The sequence below is a fragment of the Enterococcus avium ATCC 14025 genome (assembly GCF_000406965.1).
GTDB lineage: Bacteria > Bacillota > Bacilli > Lactobacillales > Enterococcaceae > Enterococcus_A > Enterococcus_A avium.
This window is the reverse complement of the sequence record NZ_KE136362.1, coordinates 418,701-440,560: the sequence shown is the minus strand read 5'-3', so window position 1 is coordinate 440,560 and position 21,860 is coordinate 418,701. Positions and strand designations below refer to the sequence as shown.

The window sequence follows — 21,860 nt, the reverse complement described above, 5'->3', positions numbered from 1 at the left end:
GAATGAATATAAAAACATTGTTATACCGCCTGTTAAACGAGATATCAAGCTAAATCGTCATTCTTCCGTTTTATGCTAATCGTATATATATACTCGAAAAAGTGAAAATAAACTCAAACTAAAAGAATCAATGATTATTTCTAACAGTCTCTCTCATTTATCAAATAAACACCGTTAATCTACTCTGAAAACGTACTAGATTTAAAAACACTAGGCTTAATTCTTTGGTTCTATGGGCTTTTCGACTAAACTATAGTTAATAGAAAAAAGGGGGAAATGTTATGCGTTGGCGTGGGGATCGGCAAAGCTCCAATGTGGAGGACCGTTCAGGCGGCGGACGACCAGTCGGGAAAATAGCAACTGGCGGCGGGATTGGTGTCTTTTTGATTGCTGTGATCGTCTTCTTTTTATCGGGCGGAGATTTAAGCACCGTTACTGATACATTAGGCGGCGGGGTTACACCAGCAACTTATGAAACAGAAAATGTTTCTTCAAAGGAATATACGGAGCAAAAAGAGTTCGCTGCTGTCGTCTTTGCTCATTTAGAAGACTATTGGAATGGGGAGTTTGAAGAGCTGAATGAAGCCTATCAAAATCCAAAGCTCGTCTTGTTTACTGATAGTGTCAATTCGGCCTGCGGACAAGCCAGCTCGCAAGTAGGTCCATTTTATTGTCCGGCAGATCAGAACGTTTACTTAGATCTGAGCTTTGCGGATGAGCTATCTAATAAATACGGAGCAACAGGCGATTATGCTATGGCGTATGTCATTGCCCATGAGGTGGGTCACCATGTTCAAAACGAGCTGGGCATCTCCGCTCAATTAGATAAAATTCGCAAACGCGTTTCTGAGACTGAGTACAATAAATACAGTGTTCGCTTAGAGCTGCAAGCCGATTATTTAGCTGGATGCTTTTCGAAATATCTAGCCGGAGAAACCTATGAAGGTCAACCGATTTTAGAAGAAGGCGACATTGATGAAGCCATCACCGCAGCCAATGCGATCGGCGACGATACCCTGCAAAAAGAATATCAGGGCTACGTTGTTCCCGACAGCTTTACGCACGGAACTAGTGAGCAGCGCATCAACTGGTTCAAACGCGGATATAAATATGGTGATTTAGATCATGGCGATACCTTTAATGAAAAAAATCTCGATTTATCGACTGCAGCCTAAAAAACCGTAAACTTGAGCTATGGCCCAAGTCTACGGTTTTTTCCTTTTTTATTTGAGAAAAATGAATCAAAAGACTTCTATATAAAGAATCTTTATCAGCTGAGCCGTAATGTTTAAGTCATTAAAAACTTTCAACATCTAAGATTTTTCAGCTACTTTTCTTCGTTTTTTCTATTTCAGAACTCGTAACTGTTTTAATTTTTACTCCAAGATCATTTTCAAAATGATCAAAAAATTCTTTATTCAAGCGATAACCTTTTCCCCAGAGTGTTTGAATCGCTTCATGACCGAACTCATGCTCTAATTTTTCATTTACTTTAGAAACAACTTTAGATAAGCTTGCCAAAACAGAGGCATTCGGTTCCTTTCTCCAGATTTGACGACTAAGCTCTTCTCTAGAAACAACGCGATCGCCCGCTTGGATCAAATAGTAGACAATCTCCTTTTGCTTTAATTTTAAGGTCAAATCAGATAATTTCTGTCTAACACTAAGCTGCTGAGCCTGTTCTTTCTTTTGATTTTCCAAACGAGATAATTCAACAATTTGTAAAATATCCCTCAAATTTTCCAAATTCGAACTTGCAGGAATCAAGGCATCATACTTGGACTTCATTCTTTCATCGCAATCATTATTAATCACACGACGGAAAAACTTAAATCGACCTTTAGACAATGCTTTGATCAACTCATCAATTTCCTTTTCAACCAATGTTTCACTGAAAATTATCCCTTCAAATTGTGTTAAAAATTGTTTGTTAAAAGTATCTAGTCTTATCATTTCCAACAGCTTACTTGAGCAGTAGACTTCATTTCCTAATTGTTTCAATTGATTCTCAAAATTTTCTTCATACAAAGGAACCTTAGTTAACACTAATAGTTGCATTATTTTCTCCTTCTCTTTCTTGCATTTGAATTATTTTTTCTTTTCGAAAAAGGATTTAAAAATTAAATTAATTGTTTTATTACTAAAAAATAAGAATATATTAATGGATTTATTATAGTGTATAGTTACTTACGAATCAAATATTATTCTAATAGAAATAAAATTCATTATTTACCACTTATAACTCTAATCTTGTATTTAAAAGAAACAATACAAACGAAAAGAATTTGTTTTTATTACAGAAAACTCAACCAATTAAAAAGAAATAACAGAAAAAGCTTCATTTATTCGTTGGAAATTTGTTGTTTGAAAAAATCGATTCATTTCTTAAGTATTTTTATCTAAAAGAAAGATTTCTTGAATCATGTCTGTTTTAACTAAAAACAAGTAGAAAAAAAGGCATTCTTTTTAGAACGCCTTTTCCTACAATCATTATTCATTTATTACCTATCAGAAGAGCCTTCGCCGTACACCTAGCACACGAACGATATTTTCAACCGTTCGTTCCAAATTTATTTCGCCTAAAGCCAGAGCCTCTTCCAGTGGGCCAGCTTTAGCTAAAATACCAAAAATCGCCGTGATCCCTTCCTTATACAGCACATCGACTTGCTCGCCGATAAAACCAGCACAAGCAAAAACTGGTTTATTGTATTTCTTCGCGATTTTTGCCACGCCATAGGGAGTCTTGCCAAATTTTGTTTGAAAATCCATTCCGCCCTCACCGGTAAACACGTAATCAGCATGTGCAATCTTTTCCTCTAGGTCAGTCAATTCAATGACTAAATCAATGCCAGAATGCATCTTCGCTCCTGTAAAAACTAAAAGTCCTGCGCCTAATCCACCAGCGGCTCCAGCACCAGGTTGTTCTTTTATCTTTATCTCTAAATCTCTTTCAATTACCGTCGCATAGTGAGCCAGCGCCTGATCCAACTCTTCCACCATCAATGGTGTGGCGCCCTTTTGCGGACCGAAAACAACCGAAGCCCCCTTTGGACCTATCAGTGGATTGATCACGTCGCTGGCAATAATGATCTCCGTATCCTTAAGCCTAGGATCAAGCTTAGTTGTATCGATCTTAGCTAATGCCTTCAATGCTGCGCCGCCCAGCGGTAATTCATGGTTGTCTTCATCTAAGAAACGAGCGCCCAACGCCTGTGCCATTCCTGCACCGCCATCATTTGTCGCGCTGCCGCCGATACCGATAATAATTTTCTCAACGCCTTGATCCAACGCTGCTTTGATCATTTCTCCGGTACCATAAGTTGATGTAAGCAAAGGATTTCTTTTTTCTTTTGCCAATTGTTCGATACCGTTAGCTTTAGCCATTTCTATTACAGCTGTTTTTTTATCACCCAATAGGCCATAATAGGTCAAAACTTTTTCCGGCGGCAGCGGACCAGAAACGGTCACTTCGATTCTTGCGCCCTTGCTACTGTCAACTAACGCATCAACCGTCCCTTCTCCTCCATCTGCCATTGGAACCTGAATGACTTCGGCCTCGGGAAACACATTGCGAATTCCTCGTTCCATCGCGTCACAGGCCTTTTTTGCAGTCATACTTTCTTTAAAAGAGTCTGGAGCCAAGACAAATGTTTTCTTCATGATAGTTCCTCCTCATAGTGATTCCTGAGCATCCTTTTAAAAAAGGTTGTACTTATCAATATTCAAGTTCTCTACTTTCCTACATTAATAGCCTCTATTGAAATTGGTTTGACTAATGCTTCAACAGTTTGCTTATCAGACATAGCAGACGATCTTATCTTCCTTCGTAATTTGAATACTATCATGCCCTAAGTGTTCTTGAATACCAAGAGATCAAATATTTTTCGCTAAGCACAGCTACATGTCAAAAATTCCCAATCATATTTTGACATGATCTCTGCTTCCGCGATTCATCACTTTTTTCATCTTTTGAATATTTTCCCACTGCTCTGTTTGCTTAGATCATGCTCTCACTAACACCAGCCATTTCGTCCTTCAATTTTCTTGCATAGAATTTGAAACAACAAACCATTAAAAACTCAAAACATACCGTATACGATTGAAATTGAACCATTCGCGGTATAAGTCTTAACAAATCATCTTCAACTCACTATTATTATTCTTAAAAAGGGGAGAAAAAAATGCGGACGTCGATTTTTTTAGAAACAAAAAAAGGGCCAGTTGTTATCCAAGCGACTGAATTGCTATATATCACTATAGATCCTGCGAAAAACCATACGTTATGCTTTGTTACTAAAGAAGAGAAGCATTATGCTTCAGGCGACTTAAACGACTTCGAAGATACAAGTCAAAGCTGGCTATTTCGTTGTCATCGCTCCTTTATCGTTAACCTGTATATGATCCGAGAGATTAACAAATACGATCGAAACATTTACTTTTTAGAAGATCATTCTAACAATAGTTGTCCCTTTTCCAGAAGAAAATATGCTCCATTAAAAGACTCTCTTAAAGATTTTTTATTAGCCGAACAAGAAGTATAATTGATCATGTAGGAGTAATTTAGCCTATTCACGTTTTTTCGTTGTAGTCATTAAGCAAATACTTTACAATCGAAAAGTAACACAAAGTTACTCAAAAGAGGTGAGACAATGACACATACCTTCACGTTTTTCTTATTAAATAAGATCCAAGCAAAGAAGTATATGACAGAAGATGAATATGAAAATGTCGCCTATTCTCTGGAAATTTTTTTGATTAATATCTTCAAAACTGTCCAGGTTTATGTAATCGCTTATCTTTTAGGGGTTCTATTTGAAACATTTATCATGAACCTGCCCTACGTTCTTTTGAGGTGGCATGCTGGGGGTTGGCACGCGAAGTCAACCATTAATTGCTCTATTTTTGGTATCACAACATTTGTTGGCATTCCATTTATACTTCAAAAAATGGATTTTAGCTTATCTTTCTTTTGGATGACGATTCTTTCCCTCGTGATCCTATGCTACGTCTTATTGTACGCTCCAGCGGATACTGAAAAAAATCCCTTGGTTAGCGTAAGTGAACGTAAAAGGAAACGTATATTTTCTTTCTTAAGTGCTTTGTTAGCTATCTTCATAGCTGTATTTTTTGTAAATAACGAAATAGGAACATTAATGATCACCGGGTTATTTGTGGAAATCATCATGATTCATCCACTGTTTTATAAATTAAATAAAAGGAGCTATAAAAATTATGAAAACTATCAAGTACAACCGTAATCAACTGAAAAAGAACATTTCAAAAACTCTTGTCACTGCTTCTACTACTCTATTAGGCGGACCTTGTATCATGTGGGGATATGAACCAAAAAATCCAAAACTAAAAAACTTAAAAATGAAAAAATAGAATGGGAATCCTTACGTTATTCCTATTAACTTCTATAGAAAATTTTTCTCAGTTATTTATCTATTCTAAGTTAATAAACAAAAAGATTCCTATCAGAGTAATGATTATTCTTCCCGTAATTTCGATTCTAGTTTATCTAATCTTTAGTTACGGGATTTTTGTAGCAATTATGATTTATTTTTTGTTTATTGGAAAAAAGTTAAACAAAGACTGTAATATTAATTTAATCTGGTTTTTCGGTATATACACAATATTCTCTTATGTTGTTTTTGCTTATTTCATGAACTCGTCAATTAGTTTTATTATTGGAGAAAAACTTTTTGATCAATACATGTACCTAGTAAACATTGCCGTCTCGCCCATTTTTTCAATAGTATGCAATCTCGTTTTATTGCGATTGATTAAACCTAGCATCTCCCTTTTAGAGAAGTTTCAGGATAGTTGGAATCAAGTTTTTCTATTATTTATAAATGTTTTACTAACTCTATGTTGTATCATTCAGTTCGGGAATTATTGGATAGAAAAGTATATTTTAAAAGACGAAAACCCCATTCGAAAATATCTGATCGCTATATTCATCTTAGTCATCGTCCTATTGGTAATCTATTTGAACATCAAAACTCGTCAGCTGGACAAACAGCGCATCCAACAGCTCAAAGATAATCAGTTGGCTGACTTGACCTCTTATGTTCAGCAAATCGAAGCAATGTTCGATGAGCTTAGAAGTTTTCGTCACGATTATCATAATGTGCTGATTAGCTTGAATCAGAGTATCAAAACAAAAGATTTGTCTGTGATTGAAGATACGTACACGCGGATATTGGAAACGGAAGGTATCGTTTTAGAGGATGAGCATTATGCCCTAGGAAAATTGAATAATCTGAAGACTCTACCGATAAAAGGGATATTTTCCACCCACATTATTCAAGCGTGGCAGAAAAATATCCCTGTCCATTTAGAAATTGAGGATATTATTCAAGATGAGCCAATTGAGGTTTTAGATTATGTGCGCATCACTTCCATTTTATTAGATAATGCGATTGAAGCTGCTGAGGACGCTGAAAATCCTTTTGTAACGATTGTCTTTTTGAAAAATAAAAAGGAAAAAGAGATACAACTTACTATTGAAAATTCCTGTTCTGATGAACCAATTGATATCGTAAGAATCTTCGATAAAGATTTTTCAACTAAAGGGAAAAATCGTGGTCTAGGTTTAGCCACGATCCAAACAATTCTTCAAAACTATACAAATCTTTCATTGCAGACAGAATATCAGGATGGTGTATTTCGACAAATTTTGATGATCAAGGAGGAAATCCCACGATGAACATTTTTTTATTAGAGGACGATATCATGCATCAGCAACGTTTAGAGCTAGTCATTCGCGAAATCCTTTTAGAAAAACGTTGGCCAGCGAAATCAATCGTTACCACTGCAAGACCAGAAACTCTACTAAAAAAAGTTCAAGAAACCGTTGATCAAAACATCTACTTTCTCGATATAGAAATCAATGGAGAAAAGAAAAAGGGGTTAGAAATCGCTAGTCAGATTCGGACTATGGACCCTTATGGAGTGATCGTCTTTATTACCACTCATTCAGAATTTGCGCCAATTACTTATGCTTATAAGGTTTCTGCTTTTGATTTTATTGCTAAAGACAGTCCCATTGATACTATCAAACAGCATTTAGTTGACTGTTTTGAGAACCTTTTAAATAACCGAGCTAGTGAAAAAAAAGAAGAAACGTTCTTTTTTAGCAATCAGCACAGCAATTTCCAAGTCCCCTTCTCTGACATTCTTTATTTTGAAACAACTGAGATTTCTCATAAACTGCGGCTTATTTGCAAATCTCGTTTAGTCAATTTTTATGCGACACTTGGTGAAATCGAAAGTTTGGATGAACGTTTCTTTAAGGTCCACCGCTCTTTCGTCGTCAACTTAGAAAATATTGCACAGATTGATCGATCAGAAGGTGTAGTTTATTTTGATCAATATCATTCCTGTTTAATCTCTCGCAGAAAAATTAGACCCGCCCTGGAGAAAATGAATGCTATAAATCAGATTTTTCAAAAAAAATAACCTAAAAAAGACAATCAGTAGTGTTCACCATTGATTGTCTTTTTTTTGCCGATTTTTGGTCGATAGACAGACGCATCATTCATATTGACCGTAAAGCTGTTCCCTTCACCACCACAGCAGAAAACTAAAAATAATAACCTGCATGTATTAATAAATCAGTAAAAAAATTTCATATTAATCAAGTACGCCCTTTAATCAAAACACAACATATTGTATGTTTTTAGCTAATAACACAATTCTAATACAATATCTAGTCTTTTATTTTAATTTTTTTAGAGCTATGATGAACTCTCAAAGAAAAAGATTGGTGGTAATATTTATGAAATTAGCAGTTTTTTGTGGCGTATGCTATGGAAAAGAAGCAAAATATAAAGAACTTGCAGAACGTATTGGCGAGTATATCGCTGATAAAGGATTGGACTTAGTTTCTGGCGGCTCAATCAGCGGTTTAATGGGAGCAGTAAGCAATGGTGTTATCAATAAGCACGGAAATGTGACCGGAATTTGCTCTCGTGGATTCTTTGATGATGATCTTTCTCGTAAAGAGATCAATGAATTTATTTTTACTGAAACAATGGATGAGAAAAAACAACTTCTGATCAATAAATCAGATGCCTATTTGATCTTACCTGGAGGACTAGAAACACTGGAAGAATTATTTCATTTACTGAGCTCAATCGCCATTGGACTTGTTCCGCCAAAACCTATCGCTATCCTTGATATTGACGGCTACTATCAGTCCTTGATCGAATTTCTGATTAAGGCTTCAAATGAAGATTTCATTGACTATCAAGCAATCAAACACATATTGATCTCAGACGATTACCAATCATTGATCAATAAAGTCTGTATCGAATTATCTGAGATGGGAGTTGTTGCCTAATGAAAATTTATTTAGCAGGGCCATTTTTCTCTAAGGAACAAATTTCTCTAATTCACTCAGTGGAAAAAGCCTTGAAGAACAACCCAACTGTTACCGAATTTCATTCTCCACGTTTAGACCAAACATGCGAGTACGAAGCCTTCACACCGGAATGGGCAAGCGAGACCTATTTTAAGGATATGCATCATATTGAAACAGCCGATGCTATCGTCGCTATTTTAGATTATGAACACGAAATTACCGACCCAGGAACCGCTTATGAAATCGGAATCGCAACGATGCTGAAAATCCCTGTTATCGGTCTGCTGACTGCCGGCGATACGGTCAATATCATGTTGACTGAATCTCTCCATGCTTTCACCAAACACGTAGCCGAGATCGAGAAGTACGATTTCAATACATTACCCTCTTCACCTTACTTAGGAAATTACATTTAATCAGCTCTATCGTCACACATCTGTAACTTTATGAAGAGTTCATCTATCACTTCGTTGACTGATTATCTAATACTAGAGTAAGAGGACATTCTAGTATCATTAATAAGCTTAGCAAGAAGAGAATAGGATACGGGCATTCCAACTGAAAAAAACGGAAACTTCTGAAAAAGCTAAATCTAGTTGTTTCAAAGCCATTTTTACTGGGCTTTACCGTCACCGATACATCTTAGAAGACTATCTCAATCAAGCAATAAAAAAGCCCAAGTATAAATTTCTCTTAATCCGCAGGCAAATGATTTGCTTTCGTTTTTTCACTCCGTATACTAATAGCTAAACTAAAAAAAGCAGGTGATCTTATGTATGTTGTCAAAGTCCTCCATGGTTATATTGATAAAGAAGGTCAGCGCACCCGTGAAAAAGACCCTGAGAAACTTTGGGTATTCCAAAGCAAACAAGAATCCGACCATTTTGCTACTAAAATTGGCGGACGCAGCAAACACATTTCGAAAATTCGGAAAGATTGAACCTACACGTCCATAAACGGGCGTGTATTTTTTTCTATAAGCGTATTAATTTCAAATCAATCGTTTCCATAGTAAGGTAGATATATAAATTATTGAAGGAGGACGTATGTATGCCTTGGAATATGAATGATTACCCAGCCTCAATGAAAAACCTAGACCCATTGATTCGAAAAAAAGCCATTGATATCGCGAATGCTCTGCTAGATGATGGTTATCCAGATGATCGTGCAATTCCGATTGCCACCAGTCAAGCAGAAAAATGGTATGACAATGCTTCTGCCGCAGAGAAGAAAGATTTTCAAAAAGCCAAAGCACCACAAAAAAATGATTCTCACGACCATGATAAAAATGCAAAAAAATTGATGAATGCCGACGTTTTAGTCAAATATCAAGAAGATCATTGGATCGTCATTTCCGAAAAAGCCAGTCAAGCCAGCGACACCTTCGACAAAAAGGAGCAGGCCGTAGAACGAGCGAAGGAAATTGCGAAAAACAAAAACTCTTCGGTGAAAGTCTATAAACAAGACGGCACGCTGCAGGATACGTTTGATTATTCTGAATAACAGTAAAGAAGCAGAAGCAATTACTAAGGGGTGTCTTAGCAATTGCTTCTGCTTCAAATTTTTTGTGGATAATGAACGATAGTTAAATTCTTAGCCTACATATTGTTAACCATTTTCTAAACATCTGTTATCGCTTAGATGATGGCAGTCTTTCCAGCAAAGATACAAGGAAAGTATGAAAGATAGATTCACCTTTTTTAAATAGTTATTTTAATACTCTGATACTCTTTAATTTTATTGAAGTTAGCATACTTAGGAAATGAAAAAATACCTCGTGATCCTATACGCATTTTTATTCGATTTTCTTTTAGTAAACAAAAATTTGCTCATTTTGTCACAAAAACTGGACAATTTTTACAAAAAATTCGTTTAAATAACTATTCCTATATCCTCTTTTTTCCTCTAGTTTTATACTTTTGCTTGTAGAGACGTAATTACGCATTTACAAAAAATTCGCATTAAGAGGGGGAATTATTTATGAAAAAGTTAGAGCCGTTCGTTTTTCTAGATGACAAGCAATGGTCACCACAATGGGAAGAATATCTACACGACACATTGCTGTTTATCCCATCAAAGATTCAAGAGATCCTGTGCATCACTCCGATACCTGACACTACTGAGATCTTGATTGTTACAGATAATGGTACATTTATTAACAATAAAAGTATTCTCACGACATTACATTCCTTTGCTTCTGCACATTGCTACCCCGATTATGCCATCATTTCCGATAGTCTTAAACGGCTCAAATATTTCGGGCAGTACAAAATCCCGTGGTTCTGTCCAAATTTCGCACTCTTTCCTCTTGAAAGTGCAGATCAAACCATCTGGCTCAATCCACTAAAGATTCTCACTATCTTTAAACATGACGGTCAATACTTTGTCGAAATGATAAACGGACTGATCCTGCTGCTTCCTATCAGTAAACGACGAGTCACGAAACATGCCGAAATCGCCTCCTTACTTCTAGCTACTATCTCACGTGGAAGCTTCCATACTACTCGCCCTGGCACAACACCTCTTGATTTCCTAGACCTGCCGAATACACCATTCGCTCGTTACTTAAGCAAACGACCTCTCCTGCAAGAATTCATCACCCCCATAGGCAAGCTAAAAAAGCAGTACGAAATTAGTTATGCACTATATCATTTTCCCGACCTGATCGCGGAGTCTGACGAGGATTATGAGGATAATTGGTTATAGCAACCAATGTAAGCGTTTTATATAAAATTTTCATTATACTACATTACGATACCACTTGTAAAATCGCAAATTGACCATTATACCTTCAATTTGACCGCTTTTTCATCAAAAACAGCACTTTTTACCCAAAAACAGGTCAAATTGACCCCCTTTTGGTCAATTTGCGATTCGCACTTTTTTTAGAAATCATTTATCTTTTAGTCACCGGCCGGAAACAAAAAAATTTAGGAGGAAACAACCATGATTCAAACGATCGGCAATAAACTACAAGTAGAAATCGATACAGGCGGAGAAAAAACTAAGAAGATCACCTTTACAAATGTGATGGATGAGCCTAGCGAAGAGAAGGTCCTTGAACTGGGTGAAATTATGAAATCACTATCAGTTGAAGGCAGCCAGCTAGACGGCGTGATTCTAACCAGTCAATCACGCTACACCAAATAAATCATAGAAAGGAAGGAAAAAAATGCTAAAACTCGTCGCAACCTTTAAAAACAGCTTAGGGAAGAACCACACCTGGAGCTTCAATGATCCCGATACTCAAAAGACCGATACAGAGATCAAAGGATTACTGCAACGCATAACCGACGTCAAGCTTTGCCATAAAGATGGCGCAGACCTCTTCAACACTGTCGAAAGTGCGAAGTACGTCGAAACGATTGAAACGATTATTTTTTAACCAAATACTTTGAGGAGCAGCGGCGCTATCGCCGCCCTCCTCTACGAATGAAAGGATGAGAATCAATGAATGTCTTACAAACACTGTCGTTTCGGCAGTTATTCAACTTAAAAGCCAAAACACTTGAACAGAGAATCACCAATTTCTACCATGAAACACAAAACAGCAGTGTCACGATTAAATATATTTTAGCCTTAAAAGTTCGCTGCCAACTAGGAGCGGCGGAGTTTGATCACTTTCTAAAGGATCTTGTCCGCGAGGTATTTATGCACACCAAAGCTACCCGCACCATGAAACGTCTCTTTTATTATTTTGAAGACTACTTTATGGCACCGGAATGGAAGACTTTGAAACTGAGAGTTTTTCCAGTAAAAAAATTCGGTGAGAAGATCGTCTCTGTTGCTCGCTCCCTTATGTCAATCGTCCGACCAGAAGAAACCGGCGAACCTTGATAAAACCATTATTACTGAAAATTACCTACGCAGATTAAACTTTAAAAGAAAGGAACAGAACAATGACTAAGGATTTAATTGCCACCTTTGGAAAAAGTGATGGCGGCACCCACAATTGGAAATACAGAGATCTTGATCCTAATTTGACGGCGCCGCAGATCAAAGAAGCTTGCGAATTATTGACGAACTTAGATATTTGTACACAAAACGGCGTAAAACTATTTGATTCTGTGGTCACCGCTAAGGTCTTGACCCATAAAGAAACTCTGATATTTGATCCAGAACATGAGACGAGAGGTGTTCGTTACGATGGAGAGCCTGTTGAGGAAACGACCTGTGATGAGGTCCATTGTTGTGAAGTCGCGGAAAAAAAGGAAGAAGAATTCACTTTGCCGACTCCGAAACTATCCGCACTACCAACAACGCCGTATGGTCGCTATTTTAGACAATTAACGACCATTGAGGACGCAGAAAAGGTAGCGATCAAAGTAGAAAAAGAATCACTTCCACAATCAAACAATAACCACCTTAACGATCAGCAGCCAGTAGCTATGCCCTTAATGGAAGCCAAGCCATCCAGCCAAGAAACAAAAGAACAAAACAGACTGCTTCATTGGCTTCATCGGATCAGGAGGAAAAACAAAGAAGGACCGCCTGATTCACCGCGGGAATAAGCCTTTTTCCAATTAAATCCGTTCATTGACAATCACATACTGCGTAGGGATCAACAGCTATTAGCCCCTGCGAATTTCTTTTCGCAGGGGCTATCAATTAATTTAGAAAGCGAGGAATCTATATGATACAAATTCCCTTAATCAATTATCTATTCGGCGGAAGTCTGCCGATCATGGGCGTTTTTCTGACCATGGTGGGCCTGGACCTCACCACCGGATACGTCAAAGCGTTGAAAAGTCATACCTGGGTGTCTTCGATTAACCTATATGGCTTGTTTACAAAATTCATTACCTTTTCCACAATCATTTGCGCCGCTGCCTTAGACAAAATCGCGCCAACTGTAGGAATTACTCTGCCAATTAATGTAGCATTAATCTGGACAGCGCTGTTAATTATTTACGAGATCGGTTCGATTTTAGAAAATGCCCATGAATTCGGACTGAAGATCACTTGGCTGCAGAAATGGCTGAGGGTGTTCGAACGGGATGTTGGGAAAACGCCTGATAAGGACGATCAGGAAAACAATGTTCGATAGGAAGAAGGTGAACACATTGCCAACTGCAGAAACGGCCTTGCAATACGGACTAAACCTGCAAGGAAAAATTTGCTATTCTATGTCACATAGATTGGGCCCACGTTCCATGGATTGCTCCAGTTTTGTTTTTCGAGCGTTGATTGCGGCAGACTTTCTGCCAAACGGCGCCTATATTGGAAACACCGAAACGCTCTTCAACTTAAAAGGCACCTTATTAGAAGAAATCAGCCGCTCCCAAGTTCGCCGTGGATATCTCTGGATTGCTGGACATCAAGGTGCATCGCTGGGGTCAGCGGGGCATACCGGATTTTTCTTAGGTGATATTAACGGTAACGCATTGCACTGTACCTACTCAAAAGGCTGTCAGAATATCGCCGTGACCAAAGCGTTCGGCTGGATGGGTGATTATTCCGGCTTACCTGTACGCTATTTTCGACTAAAAAATACGAGTGTTAGCGGACCTCACGAAAATATCGGGCAGCAACGAATGTTGTCCATCGATGGTTCATGGGGACCTGCCACTACGAGACGTCTGCAAGAAGTATTGAATTGTAACATCAAAGACGGCGTCATCAGCGGACAAATCAGAAATCGTGCGAATCAATCTATTCCCTCGGTTCAATTTGGACACGGTGGATCGAACATGATCCGTGCACTGCAATCAACATTAAAAGTTGCAATAGATGGCAACTTTGGACCCGCTACCTGCCTTGCCCTGCAACAAAAAATGGGCACGATTCAGGACGGAATCATCAGTTCCGAATCTGATTGTGTTAAAGCCATGCAACGAAGATTGAATGATGGGGTAATCTAGTGTAATCTTCAAAGTTAGGATGTGTACGGAAATTGGTGTACACATCCTTATGTTTCAATTAAATTTGTAATCGGCTAAACTTTTAATGCTTTTCAAGTGCGTTCACTTCATCCAATCGGTTAGAACTCCTGTAAAATAAATGAGCGTATGTTCCAGCTTGACTACTAAATAAAAGCATTTATACCTTGTTAAAAACTAATTTCGAAAGCTTTTATAGAGATATTTCAAGATAGATTTTACATGGATTCAAATAGACCAACGACATAAACAGCTCTAACTAAAAATCTTTTTTGAACTGATCATACGGTAATGGAACAAAAATAAAAGATAGAAAATGCTCAATAGAATTACCGCGATAATATTTTTCTCGATTGAAGAAATACTAGAAATTGAGGCACATACGTTGAATAGCGCATGAAACAAAATGACTGCGTAAATCGATTGATTTGAATAATAAATGAATGAAAATACGAATCCCACACTCACACAGAAATTCGTTATCTAGCGATTAAAGCCTACTTATTGGTGCTTATTACGAATACCAATTTTTACAATTTTTCTCGTGCTCCCTTTTTAGAGATTCTTACTTATTTGGATACAATAAAAATGTGGACACTAAAAGAAATAAAATTGGCTAAACTTGTCCTTCTTTCCTGTTCCGAAAAAGAGAAGGATAAGGAACGCAGCCTTTACGCGAGACTGCTTGATGAACTAGCAAAATATGAAATTTTTGAAGCGAAACGATATTATGAAGAAATCAGCGATCTTTTTTTCAATCGTATTCAATGGTTGTTGATGATCAATGATATAGACGAGGCTAAAGATTGTCTGCAGCTTTATGAACGTGTTATTACTAAGGCGGACAATCTATATTTTTCCTTACAGCTGCGCTTTATGACATATATCGTAAATCTTTACTTTGATTTTCCCATCTATTCACAAAAAATAAATGCGTTACTCGATCAACTAAGCAGTATGCCCACTTCTGAAACACACTTTTACAAAATTATTTCTCAACTTCATATGGAAAAAGCGAAGAATTATTATCAAAGATATCAAGAATAGACTTTAGTCTAAAAGAATCGTTTCCTTAAAGCATTGAAACGAATAGCTTACGGGTTTAGAAGCTTTCGCCACCTTCGTAAATGAGATCCGCCGGATAAGGAAAAGAAAGGTCACGAGCGCGAGAAACATTGCTAATTCCAAAGGCTTTCTTTGCTGCTGAAGAGGATGCCAAAATCAAGCCACTCCCCCGCTCTTCTGGATTGTCTGAAGGATAGCTCATAAATAAATACCCCGATACTACCGAAATCAAGTCAATAAACCTCGTTAATAAATTTTTAAGACTTATCATAATTGCAAATTTATAAACCCATTAGTATTAAAACTGAAATTCAAATACATTACTAAAATCATTATTCAAGACATAATATACTTTATTTTTTTCTGTAGAATATACAAACGAAACCCTAGTTGTCCACAAGTCTTTTTGAGAAACAGATTTTAATACTTTAAATGCATCATTTACTGAAAAATCTTTATCGTATCCTGCCAATAACTCTTTAGCCACTTCATATCTTGTATCCCCAGAAACAATGTACGGCTTTGTTATATCTGGTTTTAGAATAGAATAATTTGTAATAAGTGAAAAGCTTTCTTGTCCATATCTATACCCAATTCCGGGTTCAATAATTAAAACTCGTCCTTTTTTATCAGAAAGCATAGCTTGCATAGTAGCATCTGGTGCATAAATAATTTTTTTCTTTTTAACAATGTCTAAGGCTTTATCAAAAGAAATCTCTGCTTTAATGAATTTTTCTGTTAATTCAGATATTGTAATACAATCCTCATCTTCTATATACTGTGCATTTTCATTACCATGAACATAAAGAAGTGTTCCTACATTACCATTTTTATTCACCCCATGAAATGAATGATACAGACCGTCAGGCATTTTAATACCAATATAAAATCTATTTTCTTCGGTAATTACAGTATGTTCCCATTCAGAAAGGTCAATATCAAAATTAAAACCAACAATTTTATCTATACCATTGTAAACAAATCTTGTACACATATAATCACTCCTTAAATACTATTTAAAATAGTTATTTGACTAATATAATTAGTATTTTAAATTGTGTTTGTGGGATAGTCAATAAATAATCATAATTTTCTAATGGTGTTATTGATTACACTAATTCAATTAGCTAAAATTGTGTTTATATGATATTTTGAATGAGGTGCATAACTATGAAAATCACTAAAGAAGCAGTAATAAAAGCAACATCAGACTTAGCAGATGAAAAAGGATTAAATAATGTTTCGTTAAAATCTGTTGCTCAAAAATTAAACATTCGTACGCCATCTTTATATAATCACATAGAAAGTTTAGATAAACTTCTTTTAGAAGTTGCTCATAAGGGTATGCGTGACATGAATGAAAGAATGATGAAAGTTGCCGTTGGAAAAATAGGGGAAGAAGCAATTAAGTTAGTTTCTATCGAATACCTAAACTATATGATTGAACACCCTGGAGTTTATGAAACAATTCAATGGGCTGTGTGGAACGGAACAGAAGAAACAACAAGCCTTTTTAACAACTATCTTTCATTATTAACTACTCTTATTCAATCATGCAGTCTTAACAAAGACAAAACACTTGAAATATTAAATATGCTTACTGGAATAATTCACGGTTACACAACTTTACAATTAGGAAACGCTTTCTCTGCCTCAGACAAAGTTAGATTTGAATTAGCTGAAGCGATAGATACTTTATTAGTCGGGATTTTTCAGAAGTATAAATAATATATTTAGGCTTGCAAATCAACACAGAAATGCAAGCCTTTTTCTTTTATCCTACAATCTTCCAGTTACTAACCTTATGTAGCTCAAACTCATACTGTTTATCATATTCATTTAGGCCTCTTTGCGACTATGAGGACAAATAGAAAAGAATCGACGTGATACGTTTTATGGTGGCTTACCGTTCTAGTTTGAGAAGCGAATAGTTATATAATCGGAGGAAATCAAACACGGATCAGCAAGAAAAGTGATACTCGTTTTTTCAGCTGGAGCCGGCGGTCAGGGCAATTGTTGAGTATCCCTCTTTTTGATACTCGTTTTTGCGATCGATGCCGAAGATCCTGGAGCAAGTTTGAGTATCGCATAGTAAAGAAGCAGCATACATTCAATTGTACGCTGCTTCTTTATTTGGTCCTATGATACTAAGGTACTTTTGAAGCAACTGAGACATTGATTCGAGCTGGTGTAACCCACCCTGTGATTTTAAATGCATAAACGAAAATCCCCCTCTGCTAAGGAACGGTTGGTCGGTTTTAAAGATGCATTGAAAAAAAATAGTTTAAACTTTGATGATGAAAAAATTATTTTTGCTACCGATGTTTCTTCTGAAAGCTTTGGTTCTAAATTAGAAGCATTTCTGACCAATCAACCTGCTACGGATGGACTTTTTGCGATTAATGATTTCATTGCTTTGGAGTCTCTGATTGTTCTAAGAAAAAAGCATAAAAAAATCCCGGATGATTTGAAGATAATTGGATTTGACGATATACCACAAGATAGGTATTCAAGTCCAACCCTTTCCTCTATTAAACAAGATACAGAGAAAATAGCCCTTAAGGCCGTAGAAAGCCTACTGAATCTGATTGATAATAAAGCAGACCGTGGTCAGTCTTTTGTAATACCTGTAACTTTAGTAACAAGAGAGTCAACCGAATAATAGTTCTCCCGTGATTTCAAAACCAAATGAAATCACGGATTTTTTTGAAATTATTTGCCTATACTATTGGGATTTTCAAGAATCGATATAAAAATATCATCACTTATGATACGGCTCCCCCGCATTAATCCTAAACGCCCGATAAATCTGCTCCACCAAAATCAGCCGCATCAGCTGATGTGGATAAGTCATCTTACCAAATGAAATCTGCGCATTGCTGCGTTTTAGGACTTGATCACTTAGTCCTAGTGAGCCGCCGATGACAAAAACGAATTGGCTTTTGCCGCTGGTTTGCAATTTGTCTAGCGTGGCAGCGAAGTCTTCGCTGCTAGGATTTTTGCCATTGATGGCTAGGGCGAAGACGTATTCTTGTTCTTTGATCTTCGCAAGGATGCATTCTCCTTCTTTTTCTTTGACTTGGATCATTTCGGCATCGCTGAGTTTTTCTGGTGCCTTCTCATCTGGAACTTCGACTAGCGTGATCTTGCAATACTTCGATAAGCGCTTCGTATATTCTGAAATTCCTTGAACGAGATATTTTTCTTTTAATTTTCCCACAGAAATAATTTTGATGTTCATCATATTTCACCTTTTTCATTATAGTTTCTTTTGCTGATTAAACTTTTCCACCGATCAAAACAGCTAAAAAAAGAAGTCTTTGTCTTTTTCCACGTAGTTATGCACACTAATCACAGGTTTATCCACAGTTTTTCGGATATTGATTCCCTTTTTGTAAGGAATCCTCTATACAAACATACGTTTTCCACCGAGTTATCCACTTTATCCACATTTATGTGGATAAAAAAACTAAATCAATTAACAAACTTTTTCCTTAGTTTTCCACTAATCTTGTGGAAAACAAGTTTTTTCATCATTTATCTATATTTTCCTACGAAACTTTTTCATAAAAAAGTCAAATCGCTGTAGTAGACTTACCTTACAATAAAATACTATACTTAATATAACGTATAACACAGTAGAGGTGGAGTAAATATGATGAGAAAAGATATTACACCAAAAAAATCTCCAGGTTTTTTTAGGCGCTTTGGGACCAGCTTATTAGGCGGTGTTCTTGGTGCTGTTTTAACAATTGGGATTTTTTATGTAGCGAATGGTTCGCTGCTTGCACCGAATAACCAAAATGCTAGCGGTTCACCAAGTGCTGGTAATACAAAAGTCAGCAACATGAAGGTGGATGTAAATTCAGATATTACTGATGCGGCTAGTAAAGTACAGGATGCGGTTGTCTCTGTTATCAACTTGCAAAAACAACAGTCACAAAGTGGTTTAGGCGGCTTCTCTGACTTTTTCGGCGGAAATGACAATCAACAGTCACAGGAAGATAGCGGACAGCTTGAAGAAACATCAGAGGGTTCTGGGGTCATTTACAAGCTGGAGGGCAAAACAGCCTACATCGTAACCAACAATCACGTGGTGGAAAAACAGGATGGTTTAGAAGTCTTGTTGAAAGACGGTTCAAGAGTTAAAGCAACCTTGGTGGGAACCGATTCTTATACTGACTTGGCTGTCTTAAAAGTCGAATCAGACAAAGTGGCAGATATCAAACCAGCAACCTTTGGTGATTCTGACAATCTAAAAGTTGGTGAACCAGCCATCGCCTTAGGTTCTCCTTTAGGCTCTCAATATGCAAATTCCGTGACATCGGGAATTATTTCTTCCTTGAATCGTCAAGTCGTCAACCAAAATGATGAAGGTCAAACGGTGAATATCAACGCGATCCAAACAGATGCGGCGATCAATCCTGGGAACTCCGGTGGTCCATTAGTCAATATGGCTGGACAAGTAATCGGAATTAATTCAAGTAAAATTGTTCAAACGGAATCAAATGTTAGTGTGGAAGGAATCGGCTTCGCCATCCCAAGTAACGATGTCGTGAATGTTATCAACCAATTAGAAAAAGACGGCAAAGTGGTTCGCCCAGCTTTAGGTATCACAATGGTCAACCTGTCTGATCTATCAACGGAACAAGTCAGCGAAATTGTCAAAGTTCCTAGCTCTGTTACCCAAGGGGTCGTAATTAACAATGTTCAATCTTCTACACCAGCGGATCAAGCGGGCCTGAAGAAATACGACGTGATTACCAAAATCGATGACACAGACGTTTCAACTGGCGTCGAATTGCAATCTGAATTGTACAAACACAAAGTTGGCGATACCGTGAAAATCACTTATTATCGCAAGGATAAAAAAGAAACGGTTTCTGTTAAATTAAGTATTGATGCCAATTCTTTGAAATCGAACTCACAGCAACAAGGGAATAACTAAATAAAAAATCCGTTGAGAAATATTTCTCAACGGATTTCAGACTGTAGACAAAGTCCATTTTATGGATGATGTCTACAGTCTTTTCTTTTATAATAGATTTATGAAAACGAATGCAAGGAGTGATAGTTATGATGTCTAAAAACAATACGAATGGTAGAAATCAATTTGCGATGCTTACGATTGATGATCTAGTTCCTCAAGATCATCTCGTTCGAAAGATTGATGCCGCGCTTGATTTTGAATTTATTTATCCAATCGTCGAAGCCACTTACTCCGATTTAGGTCGCCCAAGTATCGATCCAGTGATTCTGATCAAATTGGTGTTTATTCAGTATTTATTCGGTATCCGTTCCATGCGACAAACCATTAAGGAAGTCGATACCAATGTCGCTTACCGCTGGTTTTTAGGCTATTCCTTCGAGGAGAAAATCCCCCATTTCTCAACTTTTGGAAAGAATTATGTCCGCCGATTTAGAGAAACGACGGTGTTTGAGGATATTTTTGCCTATATTTTAGAACAAGCAGTTAAAGCAGGTTTTGTAACAGAGGATAATTTGTATCTTGATTCTACCCACATCAAAGCTAACGCCAATAAACATAAGTTTACGAAAGAAATGACCCATGATGAAGCGAAAGCCTATCAGGATGAATTAGAAGATGAGATCAATCGTCAACGAATAGAGGCCGGAAAACGCCCTTTTACTTTGGACTTAGAAAAGGAAGTGAAGCTGAAAGAAAGAAAAATAAGTAAGGCTGATCCGGAAAGCGGCTACTACGTCAAAGGCGAACGAGAAAAACAATTTGCTTATTCTGCCCATACTTCATGCGACGACAACGGATTTATTCTTAGCACAATCATCACTCCTGGAAATATTCATGACAGTCAAGTCGCCTTTCAGCTCGTCAAACAATCGAAGAGACTTTTTCCTGAAATCAACTGTGTTGTCGCTGATGCTGGGTATAAGACACCTAAGTTTGTTCACTTTTTGACTCATTTGAACCTTCGACCTTGTTTGCCTTATTCAAGGCCCAAAGGGAAAAAGGGGGTATTATCAAAAAACGAGTTTCTCTATGACGAGTATTATGATTGTTACATTTGTCCGCAAGATCAAATGCTCGCTTTTTCAACGGTTAATCGAGAAGGGTACCGAGAATACAAATCCAATCCAAAAGAATGTGTGAACTGTCCTCTGCTAAACCAATGTACCAAAAGTAAAAATCATCAACGAGTCATCACGAGACATGTTTGGGGAGATCTGATGGATGAAGTGGAACATCTTCGCCTAACGGATCTGAATAAATCAATTTACAAAAAACGGAAACAAACGATTGAACGAATATTTGCGGATGCAAAAGAAAAGCATGGGATGCGTTGGACCAAGTATCGAGGCTTGGAAAAAGTCGCGACGCATACGATGCTAGTGTTTGCTGCAATGAATTTAAAGAAATTAGCCACCTGGCTATGGAAAGGCAAGGAGCCTTTATTTTTTTGTTCAAAATTTCGAAAGAAATCAGATAAAAAGACGTCTCAAACTCAAATTACGAGTTCGAGACGTCTTTTGTCTACAGTCTGAAATCCGTTGAGAAATATTTCTCAACG

The 21,860-nt window shown here is 37.1% G+C and carries 27 protein-coding genes; 21 read left to right on the top strand and 6 right to left on the bottom strand.

The features are described 5' to 3' along the window. Window positions 1-281: 281 nt before the first annotated feature. On the top strand, window positions 282-1,175 hold the full coding sequence (ypfJ, locus tag OMU_RS09225) for a KPN_02809 family neutral zinc metallopeptidase (protein ID WP_016179647.1): 894 nt from the start codon (window positions 282-284) through the stop codon (window positions 1,173-1,175). 148 nt (window positions 1,176-1,323) lie between these two features. On the opposite strand, the gene OMU_RS09220 is transcribed toward ypfJ, so the two are convergent. Then, window positions 1,324-2,058, bottom strand: coding sequence for a helix-turn-helix domain-containing protein (locus tag OMU_RS09220; RefSeq protein WP_016179646.1), 735 nt, complete (start codon window positions 2,056-2,058; stop codon window positions 1,324-1,326). A gap of 450 nt (window positions 2,059-2,508) precedes the next feature. Next, window positions 2,509-3,660 (bottom strand): glycerate kinase, encoded by a 1,152-nt coding sequence (locus OMU_RS09215; protein ID WP_016179645.1) that lies wholly within the window; start codon window positions 3,658-3,660, stop codon window positions 2,509-2,511. A 521-nt stretch (window positions 3,661-4,181) separates the two neighbouring features. On the opposite strand from OMU_RS09215, the gene OMU_RS09210 reads away from it, so the two are divergent. The 15 genes from OMU_RS09210 to OMU_RS09140 all read left to right on the top strand — a co-directional run bounded on the left by OMU_RS09210 (window position 4,182) and on the right by OMU_RS09140 (window position 14,229). After that, window positions 4,182-4,541, top strand: a complete 360-nt coding sequence (locus OMU_RS09210; protein WP_016179644.1) for a LytTR family DNA-binding domain-containing protein — start codon at window positions 4,182-4,184, stop codon at window positions 4,539-4,541. Window positions 4,542-4,649: 108 nt separating this feature from the next. Further along, the gene (locus OMU_RS09205; protein ID WP_016179643.1) at window positions 4,650-5,258 is read left to right on the top strand and encodes an accessory gene regulator AgrB; all 609 of its coding nucleotides are present in this window, start codon (window positions 4,650-4,652) and stop codon (window positions 5,256-5,258) included. Window positions 5,259-5,992: 734 nt separating this feature from the next. Continuing rightward, the gene (locus tag OMU_RS23720; RefSeq protein ID WP_248620885.1) at window positions 5,993-6,712 is read left to right on the top strand and encodes an ATP-binding protein; all 720 of its coding nucleotides are present in this window, start codon (window positions 5,993-5,995) and stop codon (window positions 6,710-6,712) included. Beyond that, window positions 6,709-7,464, top strand: coding sequence for a response regulator transcription factor (locus OMU_RS09190; protein WP_016179640.1), 756 nt, complete (start codon window positions 6,709-6,711; stop codon window positions 7,462-7,464). Before OMU_RS23720 ends, OMU_RS09190 begins: the two co-directional genes overlap by 4 nt. A 319-nt stretch (window positions 7,465-7,783) precedes the next feature. Continuing rightward, the gene (locus OMU_RS09185) at window positions 7,784-8,347 is read left to right on the top strand and encodes an LOG family protein (RefSeq protein WP_016179639.1); all 564 of its coding nucleotides are present in this window, start codon (window positions 7,784-7,786) and stop codon (window positions 8,345-8,347) included. Continuing rightward, window positions 8,347-8,784: a nucleoside 2-deoxyribosyltransferase gene (locus OMU_RS09180; RefSeq protein WP_016179638.1), complete on the top strand. Its 438-nt coding sequence runs from the start codon at window positions 8,347-8,349 to the stop codon at window positions 8,782-8,784. The genes OMU_RS09185 and OMU_RS09180 overlap by 1 nt, the downstream gene beginning before the upstream one ends. Window positions 8,785-9,140: 356 nt before the next feature. Then, window positions 9,141-9,308 carry a hypothetical protein gene (locus tag OMU_RS23375; RefSeq protein WP_016179637.1) on the top strand — a complete coding sequence of 56 codons (168 nt, stop codon included), beginning with the start codon at window positions 9,141-9,143 and terminating at the stop codon, window positions 9,306-9,308. Between the two features lie 110 nt (window positions 9,309-9,418). Continuing rightward, window positions 9,419-9,871 (top strand): DUF2188 domain-containing protein, encoded by a 453-nt coding sequence (locus tag OMU_RS09175; protein ID WP_016179636.1) that lies wholly within the window; start codon window positions 9,419-9,421, stop codon window positions 9,869-9,871. A 477-nt stretch (window positions 9,872-10,348) separates the two neighbouring features. Then, a complete protein-coding gene (locus OMU_RS09170) occupies window positions 10,349-11,074 on the top strand; it encodes a hypothetical protein (protein WP_016179635.1) in 726 nt (241 codons plus the stop codon). 240 nt (window positions 11,075-11,314) lie between these two features. Further along, window positions 11,315-11,518, top strand: a complete 204-nt coding sequence (locus OMU_RS09165; RefSeq protein WP_016179634.1) for a DUF1659 domain-containing protein — start codon at window positions 11,315-11,317, stop codon at window positions 11,516-11,518. A gap of 22 nt (window positions 11,519-11,540) precedes the next feature. Then, the gene (locus OMU_RS09160; RefSeq protein ID WP_016179633.1) at window positions 11,541-11,753 is read left to right on the top strand and encodes a DUF2922 domain-containing protein; all 213 of its coding nucleotides are present in this window, start codon (window positions 11,541-11,543) and stop codon (window positions 11,751-11,753) included. 65 nt (window positions 11,754-11,818) lie between these two features. After that, a complete protein-coding gene (locus tag OMU_RS09155; protein ID WP_016179632.1) occupies window positions 11,819-12,205 on the top strand; it encodes a hypothetical protein in 387 nt (128 codons plus the stop codon). A 62-nt stretch (window positions 12,206-12,267) separates the two neighbouring features. Continuing rightward, entirely contained in the window at window positions 12,268-12,879 is a 612-nt protein-coding gene (locus tag OMU_RS09150; protein WP_016179631.1) for a DUF2922 family protein, read from the top strand. A 122-nt stretch (window positions 12,880-13,001) separates the two neighbouring features. Beyond that, complete coding sequence (locus OMU_RS09145) at window positions 13,002-13,415, top strand: phage holin family protein (protein WP_016179630.1); 414 nt, start codon at window positions 13,002-13,004, stop codon at window positions 13,413-13,415. A 7-nt stretch (window positions 13,416-13,422) separates the two neighbouring features. Continuing rightward, complete coding sequence (locus OMU_RS09140; protein WP_248620886.1) at window positions 13,423-14,229, top strand: C40 family peptidase; 807 nt, start codon at window positions 13,423-13,425, stop codon at window positions 14,227-14,229. Window positions 14,230-14,502: 273 nt separating this feature from the next. Here OMU_RS09140 and OMU_RS24010 read toward each other — a convergent pair whose 3' ends face one another. Continuing rightward, window positions 14,503-14,709, bottom strand: a complete 207-nt coding sequence (locus OMU_RS24010) for a type II CAAX prenyl endopeptidase Rce1 family protein (protein WP_324603373.1) — start codon at window positions 14,707-14,709, stop codon at window positions 14,503-14,505. A gap of 126 nt (window positions 14,710-14,835) precedes the next feature. Here OMU_RS24010 and OMU_RS09135 point away from each other — a divergent pair, with 126 nt between their 5' ends. Beyond that, window positions 14,836-15,294 (top strand): hypothetical protein, encoded by a 459-nt coding sequence (locus tag OMU_RS09135; RefSeq protein ID WP_016179628.1) that lies wholly within the window; start codon window positions 14,836-14,838, stop codon window positions 15,292-15,294. 55 nt (window positions 15,295-15,349) lie between these two features. On the opposite strand, the gene OMU_RS09130 is transcribed toward OMU_RS09135, so the two are convergent. Together OMU_RS09130 and OMU_RS09125 are read right to left on the bottom strand one after the other, a co-directional pair. Continuing rightward, window positions 15,350-15,544, bottom strand: coding sequence for a hypothetical protein (locus OMU_RS09130; RefSeq protein ID WP_016179627.1), 195 nt, complete (start codon window positions 15,542-15,544; stop codon window positions 15,350-15,352). Between the two features lie 66 nt (window positions 15,545-15,610). After that, on the bottom strand, window positions 15,611-16,306 hold the full coding sequence (locus OMU_RS09125) for a C45 family peptidase (RefSeq protein WP_016179626.1): 696 nt from the start codon (window positions 16,304-16,306) through the stop codon (window positions 15,611-15,613). 176 nt (window positions 16,307-16,482) lie between these two features. Between OMU_RS09125 and OMU_RS09120 the strand changes: the two genes are divergently transcribed. Both OMU_RS09120 and OMU_RS09115 read left to right on the top strand, forming a co-directional pair. Continuing rightward, window positions 16,483-17,040 (top strand): TetR/AcrR family transcriptional regulator, encoded by a 558-nt coding sequence (locus tag OMU_RS09120; protein ID WP_016179625.1) that lies wholly within the window; start codon window positions 16,483-16,485, stop codon window positions 17,038-17,040. Window positions 17,041-17,524: 484 nt separating this feature from the next. After that, complete coding sequence (locus OMU_RS09115) at window positions 17,525-17,974, top strand: LacI family DNA-binding transcriptional regulator (protein ID WP_071879972.1); 450 nt, start codon at window positions 17,525-17,527, stop codon at window positions 17,972-17,974. A 99-nt stretch (window positions 17,975-18,073) separates the two neighbouring features. Here the strand turns inward: OMU_RS09115 and rlmH are convergent, their stop codons facing one another. Beyond that, window positions 18,074-18,553: a 23S rRNA (pseudouridine(1915)-N(3))-methyltransferase RlmH gene (gene rlmH, locus OMU_RS09110; protein WP_034875566.1), complete on the bottom strand. Its 480-nt coding sequence runs from the start codon at window positions 18,551-18,553 to the stop codon at window positions 18,074-18,076. A 414-nt stretch (window positions 18,554-18,967) separates the two neighbouring features. On the opposite strand from rlmH, the gene OMU_RS09105 reads away from it, so the two are divergent. Together OMU_RS09105 and OMU_RS09100 are read left to right on the top strand one after the other, a co-directional pair. Continuing rightward, window positions 18,968-20,260 (top strand): S1C family serine protease, encoded by a 1,293-nt coding sequence (locus OMU_RS09105; protein ID WP_016179622.1) that lies wholly within the window; start codon window positions 18,968-18,970, stop codon window positions 20,258-20,260. Between the two features lie 128 nt (window positions 20,261-20,388). Further along, window positions 20,389-21,834, top strand: a complete 1,446-nt coding sequence (locus OMU_RS09100; protein WP_016179621.1) for an IS1182 family transposase — start codon at window positions 20,389-20,391, stop codon at window positions 21,832-21,834. Window positions 21,835-21,860: the final 26 nt, after the last annotated feature.